The sequence below is a fragment of the Nocardia carnea genome (assembly GCF_029868855.1).
In the GTDB taxonomy this organism is placed as follows: domain Bacteria; phylum Actinomycetota; class Actinomycetes; order Mycobacteriales; family Mycobacteriaceae; genus Nocardia; species Nocardia carnea_A.
Map to the genome: position 1 here is coordinate 1 of NZ_JARWOV010000152.1, position 4,172 is coordinate 4,172.

Consider the following 4,172-nt stretch of genomic DNA (forward strand, 5'->3'; position numbering starts at 1 on the left):
GTAGCAGGGGGGCGGACGCACCGACGTACACCATCAAGATGCCTAAGGATCTCTGAGACTCGGCGGAATACCGAGTCGCCTTAAACAGAGTCGACTAAAAAGCCCCCCGGACCTGCGTCCGGGGAGCTTTTTCGTAGCCGATCCGGGCCGTCCGCACCGTGTGCATCGATCACCGAAACGACAGAATCCCGCCTCCGGGCTACGGGGGCGGGATTCCGGTCGCAGGTCAGCGCAAGGTGGCGGTGAGGTGGGGGTAGCCCTTCTTCGGATGCCGCAGGGCGAGTTCCCAGCCATCGGCCACCTGATCCGCGTAGACGTTCACGGTCGAGGGCAGCAGAATCGGTTTACCGAACTTCACCGCATAGGACACCGCACCGGGGATCCGGCCCTCCAGCGTGGCCAGGATCGCGGCCGCCGACCACATACCGTGCGCGATGGCCCGCGGGAAGCCGAACGCCTTGGCGCCCAACGCCGAGGTGTGGATCGGGTTCTGATCACCGGAGGCGTTCGCGTAGCGGGTGATCGTCGGCTGGTCGACTTTCAGAGTGCGCAGCGGGGGCGGCGGTACCTCCTCCGGTTTCGGTTCGGGTTTCGGACCACCGGACAGCGAGGTCTTCTGCTGGTGCAGGAAGGTGGTCACCTGCCGCCACACCAGCTCCCGGCCGACCCGGATCTCGCTGATCGCGTCCACCAGCAGACCTTTGGGGTGTTCGCGCAGGTTCTCGATATGCGCGGTGATATCGAGCGGTTCGCCGACCGAGATATCGCGGGTGCGCTCGATCAGGTTCTCCGCGTGCACCGCCCCCACCGCGACGAACGGGAAATCGCGTTGCACCACGAGTTTCATCACCATCGGGAAGGTGATGACGAACGGGTAGGTCAGCGGGAGGGCATCGCCGAACCGCAGTCCGGTGGCCCGGCAATAGGCGGCCAGATGCTCCGGGTCCACGCGTAGACCCTCGAGCCGGACCTCGCGGTCCGGGATCGCCGGTTTGCGGCCGGATACGAACGGCAGCGGGACCGCGCCCAGGGCCGCCTTCACATAGAGGCTGCCGTTCTTCGGGGGTGCGTCGAGGGTGATGGTCTCGGTCATCACGCGCCGATCATGCTCTGGCCGCAGACGCGGACGATATTGCCGTTCACCGCGTTCGACGCCGGGCTGGCGAAGAAGGCGACGGTTTCGGCGACGTCGACGGTCTGTCCGCCCTGGTTGAGCGAGGCCATCAGCCGGCCGCCCTCGCGGGTCGCCAGCGGTATCGCGGCGGTCATGGCGGTTTCGATGAATCCGGGCGCCACGGCGTTGATGGTGATGTTCTTCTCGGCCAGCGCGGGCGCCTCGGCGTTCACCATGCCGATCACGCCGGCCTTGGAGGCGCCGTAGTTGGTCTGCCCGCGGTTACCGGCGATACCCGCGATGGAGGACACGTCGATCACCCGGCCGCCCTCCTTCAAGGCGCCCGAGGACACCAGTCCCTCGGTGATCCGGTGCGGCGCGGCGAGGTTCACGTTCAGCACCGCGTTCCAGCGGCCCTCGTCCATGTTCGCGAGCAGTTTGTCCCGGGTGATGCCGGCGTTGTGCACGATGATGTCGATTCCACCGAAACGCTCGGTGGCGAATTCCGCGAGCCGCTCGGCCGCGTCGGGAGCGGTGACATCCAGTGCCAGCGCGGTACCGCCGACCTTGTTCGCCGTCTCCGTCAGTGCCTCGCCCGCAGCAGGGATATCGGCGACGATCACCGTGGCGCCGTCCCGCGCGAAGACCTCGGCGATGGTGGCGCCGATACCGCGCGCCGCGCCGGTGACCACGGCGACCTTCCCGTCGAGCGGGCGGTTCCAGTCGGCGGGTGCGGTCGCGTCGTCCTTGCCGACCCGGATCACCTGGGCGTCCACGAACGCCGATTTGGCCGAGAGGACGAAACGCAGCGTCGAGGCCAGCCCGGTGGCCGCCGGGGAGGCTTCGGGGTGCAGGTACACCAGCTGCGAGGTGGCGCCGCGCAGCAGTTCCTTGCCGACCGAGCGGGTGAAGCCCTCCAGGGCCCGCTGGGCGATCTGGCCTTCGACCGAACCGGCGAGTTCCGGGGTGGTGCCGATGACCAGCACCCGGCCCGACGGCGCGATACTGCGCATGGCCGGCTGGAAGAACTGGTAGAGCTGGGCCAGGTCCTCGATGTTGCCGATGCCGGTGGCGTCGAAAACCAGTGCGCCGTACTTGGTTCCGCTGGTCAGCGAATCGGCGAAGGTGTAATCGCCGGCCAGCAGTGCGCGCAGCGGCTCGGCCACCCGGCCCTTACCGCCCAGCAGTACCGGGCCCGGCAGGGCCGGCTCGCCGGGGACATAGCGCCGCAGCTTCTCCGGCTTCGGCAGTCCCAGCTTGTTCGCGAGGAACCCGCCCGGCGCGGAGTTGACGAACGATCCGTAGAGGTTGGGTGCGCCCTTGCTCTTGGCTGCCACTGTTCCCACCTTTTCTGTTGCTCGAGTGGTGTCGGTACCGGCCGTTCACCGATACCGCCGCACCGGCGCCCGCTGCTGGCCGAACTGCGCTCACCCGCGTGGACCGAGGTCGGCAGGTCAGTCGGCGCACAGTCACCGGAGGCGGTGTCGACATTGAACTTACTCCGGAGTAAGTTTATCGTAAACCGATCGCGTGCGGGCGTCGGCCGCCGCGGCTGGGTACCGCGGATCCGGGGCCGGAAACACCCGACCATCTCGCCAACTCGACAACCTGGGAGACCCGAGTGACCACCACATCCCGTTCGACCCGTCCGGTCGCCATCGTCGGCGGCAACCGCATCCCGTTCGCCCGGTCCGACAAGGCCTACGCACACGCCTCCAACCAGGACATGTTCACCGCGACCCTGGACGGCCTGGTGAGCCGTTTCGGTCTGCAGGGCGAACGTCTCGGCATGGTCGCGGGCGGCGCCGTGCTGAAGCGGGTCGGCGAACACGGCATGATCCGGGAAAGCGTGCTGGGCAGCACGCTCAGCCCCTACACTCCCGCCCACGACCTGCAACTGGCCTGCGGTACCGGCCTGCAGGCCGTGGTCACCGTCGGTGACGCCATCGCGGCCGGCCGGATCGAGGCCGGTATCGGCGGCGGAACCGATACCACCTCCGACGCGCCGATCGGGGTCAGTGAGCGGATGCGCGAATGGATGCTGAACATCAACCGCGCCCGCACCAACGCCGAGCGCCTCAAATTGGTGGGCCAGCTGCGGCCGGGCATGGTCGGTATCGAGATTCCGCGCAATGCCGAACCGCGGACGGGAATGTCCATGGGCGAGCACGCGGCGATCACGGCCAAGGAATTCGGTATCGCCCGGGAAGCGCAGGACGAACTGGCCTACCTGTCGCACAAGAATATGGCGGCCGCCTACGAACGCGGTTTCTTCGACGATCTGGTGACCCCGTTCCTCGGGCTCACCCGCGACGACAACCTGCGTCCCAACTCCTCGGTCGAGAAACTGGCCACCCTGAAACCGGTGTTCGGCGTGAAACTCGGCGATGCCACGATGACGGCCGGTAACTCCACACCGCTCACCGACGGCGCCTCGGCGGTTCTGCTGTCCAGCGACGAATGGGCGGCCGAACGCCGTCTGCCGGTACTGGCGCATCTGGTGGACAGCGAAGTCGCGGCCGTCGATTACATCCACGGCCCCGACGGCCTGCTGATGGCCCCTACCTACGCGGTGCCCCGCATGCTCGCCCGCAACGGCCTGACCCTGCAGGATTTCGACTTCTACGAGATCCACGAGGCCTTCGCGTCGGTGGTGCTGGCCACCCTGCAGGCGTGGGAGTCGGACCAGTACTGCAAGGAGCGGCTGGGTCTCGACGGTGCCCTCGGCCCGATCGACCGGACCAAGCTGAATGTCAACGGTTCCTCGCTGGCAGCCGGGCATCCCTTCGCGGCCACCGGCGGCCGGATCGTCGCCCAGACGGCCAAGATGCTGGCCGAGAAGGGTTCCGGTCGCGCGCTGATCTCCATCTGCGCCGCCGGCGGTCAGGGTGTGGTCGCCATTCTGGAGCGCTGAGAGCCGTGATCCTGCGCCGCGTTCGGCGGCGCAGGGTCGGAGCTGTCGGTTTCGATCCACTACGTATTAGTCCCGGCCGTGGATTACCCGCGGGGGCAGGGGGCACCCCCGCGTCGGGGGGCCCGGGGGGAAAACCGCCCCGGG

At 67.9% G+C, this 4,172-nt stretch carries 3 protein-coding genes; 1 reads left to right on the plus strand and 2 read right to left on the minus strand.

Annotated elements, in window-relative coordinates; all coding sequences use genetic code 11:
• Window positions 1–226: 226 nt before the first annotated feature.
• Together QH195_RS14105 and QH195_RS14110 are read right to left on the minus strand one after the other, a co-directional pair.
• A complete protein-coding gene (locus QH195_RS14105; protein ID WP_280435692.1) occupies window positions 227–1,093 on the minus strand; it encodes a MaoC family dehydratase in 867 nt (288 codons plus the stop codon).
• Window positions 1,093–2,451, minus strand: a complete 1,359-nt coding sequence (locus QH195_RS14110; RefSeq protein WP_280435690.1) for a 3-oxoacyl-ACP reductase — start codon at window positions 2,449–2,451, stop codon at window positions 1,093–1,095. Before QH195_RS14110 ends, QH195_RS14105 begins: the two co-directional genes overlap by 1 nt.
• A 284-nt stretch (window positions 2,452–2,735) precedes the next feature.
• Between QH195_RS14110 and QH195_RS14115 the strand changes: the two genes are divergently transcribed.
• A complete protein-coding gene (locus QH195_RS14115) occupies window positions 2,736–4,028 on the plus strand; it encodes an acetyl-CoA C-acetyltransferase (RefSeq protein ID WP_280435691.1) in 1,293 nt (430 codons plus the stop codon).
• Window positions 4,029–4,172: the final 144 nt, after the last annotated feature.

Bases quoted from the DNA above. Each gene is read 5' to 3' on its own strand.
- QH195_RS14105 (WP_280435692.1), bottom strand. From the start codon at position 1,093: ATGACCGAGACCATCACCCTCGACGCACCCCCGAAGAACGGCAGCCTC.